At 73.3% G+C, this 2,191-nt stretch carries 2 protein-coding genes; both read left to right on the forward strand.

The genetic code is table 11. The annotated features are described in order from the left end of the window. The coding region (locus ACYVE7_RS32925; protein ID WP_460370351.1) for a hypothetical protein at nt 1-1,478 on the forward strand (1,478 nt) is incomplete at its 5' end. Nucleotides 1,479-1,656: 178 nt separating this feature from the next. Next, on the forward strand, nt 1,657-2,191 hold a 535-nt coding region (locus tag ACYVE7_RS32930), incomplete at its 3' end, for a hypothetical protein (RefSeq protein ID WP_460370353.1).

Genomic DNA, 2,191 nt, shown 5'->3' on the forward strand with positions numbered 1-2,191 from the left:
CGGCGGCCGTGCCCGGGCCCGACCTGTCGACGACCGTCACCGGCAGCGGCCCCGCGACCTCGCCCGGCACCACCACCTACACGGCCTTCGTCCACAACGACCCGGCCGCGGGCCCGACCACGGGCACCATCACCGAGACGATCACGATCCCGGCGGGCCAGACCCCGACCGAGGCCGCGGGCGACGGCTGGACCTGCGAGATCAACGGCCAGGCCGTCACCTGCACCACCGACACGATCGCCGAGCCCGGCGCCTGCCTCCCGCCGATCGTCGTCAAGCTGACGACCGCCCCCGGCGTGACCGGCCCCCTCAACCCCTACGCCGGGGTCAAGACCCCCGGCGACGACAACCCAGCCAACAACTGGTCCCCCGTCCTCGACATCCCGGTCGTCCCCAGCGGCACCCCCGGCGGAACACCCGGCGACACCCCGGGCGGCACCCCCGGTGACACCCCGGGTGGAACGCCCGGCGACACCCCCGGTGGGACTCCCGGTGACACCCCCGGTGGCACGCCTGGTGACACTCCTGGTGGCACGCCCGGTGGAACGCCCGGTGACACTCCTGGTGGAACGCCCGGTGACACTCCTGGTGGAACGCCTGGTGACACGCCCGGTGACACTCCTGGTGGTACCCCGGGTGGAACGCCTGGTGGAACGCCGGGTACCGCGCCTGACCTCTGGGTCGATCTCAAGGCTGACGGGCCCGTCGTCGCCGGATCGCCTGCCAAGATCGTTATGACGGTTGGGGACAAGCCGGGGGCGGGGCCGTCCAGCGGTCCGATCACCGCGGTATATGACGTGCCCGAGGGTGGGCCGGTCAGCTCGGCGAACGGGGACGGCTGGAGCTGCGAGGTCAAGCAGTGGAAGGTCACCTGCACCACCGGCGCCGTCGTGCCCGGCGGGGAGACCCTGCCGCCGATCGTGCTGACCACGCAGGTCTGCGCCCAGTGGACGTGCCAGCAGCTCCTGCCCGCCGGTTCCGTCGAGGGGGCCGGTGACAGCGACCTGTCGAACAACTCGGTCGCGCCCGTCGTCCCGGTCGCCAAGCAGTCGCAGCTCAACGTGTCGATCGTCCATGACACGGCCGCGCCGCAGCCCGGCGGCACCGTCACCTACACGGTGAAGGTCACCAACGCGGGGCCGTCCGACGTCAAGGACGCGAAGCTGGGCGTCAGCCTGCCGGCCGGTTTCGACAAGACCGCCCAGTGGACGTGCGCGGCGTCCGACGGCAGCGCCTGCCCGGCCGAACTGCCGGACGGCTGCCTGACCGACGCGCTGCTGTACGTCGCGGCGGGCGGCACGATCACGCTCACCGCGAGCGAGACCGTCCCGGCCGGCGGGCTCGGCAAGGCCGCCGCCTCGATCGCCGCGCCGGTCGCGGGGATCACCGAGCAGAACTGCCCGGCCGGCCAGCCGTGCACCGTGGTGGACCACCCGAACGGCGACCACTCGGTCGTCGGGCCGGTCCCCCAAGTCTGATGTCGCGGCCTGATGTACCGGCCTGATGTAGCGGTCTGATCCCGGCGATCTGACCGTTTAAAGATCATCGCGCCCCGCGGGACCCGTTCCCGCGGGGCGTTTCTCTGCCGAAGATCGGCGCGGCAGGCTGACCGCCGCGCCCGGGAGTGCGATCATCATCACTCTCCGTCATTGAAGGGTGACCATGGTCCGCCTGACCGGCCTCCTCGTTCTCGGCCTGGTGCTCGCTCCGGCGAGCGCGGCCGACGCGCGTCCGCACCTTCCGGCGCTGACCGTCAACGTCGACGACGCCCGCGGCTCGGCCAAGGCCGGCGACACCCTCACCTACCGGGTGGTCGTCGACAGCGCCGAGCCCGCCGACTTCCCCGCGACGGTCGAGCTGCGGCTCCCCGCAGGGGTCTCGGACGTGACCACGAGCCGCCGCGGCCAGGTCAGCGGCACCACGGTCCGCTGGCGGACCAAGGTCCGCCCGTCGGGGCTGACCCTGCTGGTCGCGACCGCCACCCTTCCCGCCGAGCTCACCGGCGACGCCGTGACGGCCACCGCCTGCGTCTCCTCTCCCGGCTCGCCCGCCCCCATCGTCTGCTCCGGCGACATCGACGCCGTCCCCGCCCGGTCACTCCGGCCGCTGTGGACGGCGACCGCGCTGGCCGCCGCCCTCACCCTGACCTGCGGCGCGGCCCTCGTCCTGTGGCGTCGCCGCCGCCGTCCCC

This window comes from Actinocorallia lasiicapitis, from assembly GCF_054778695.1.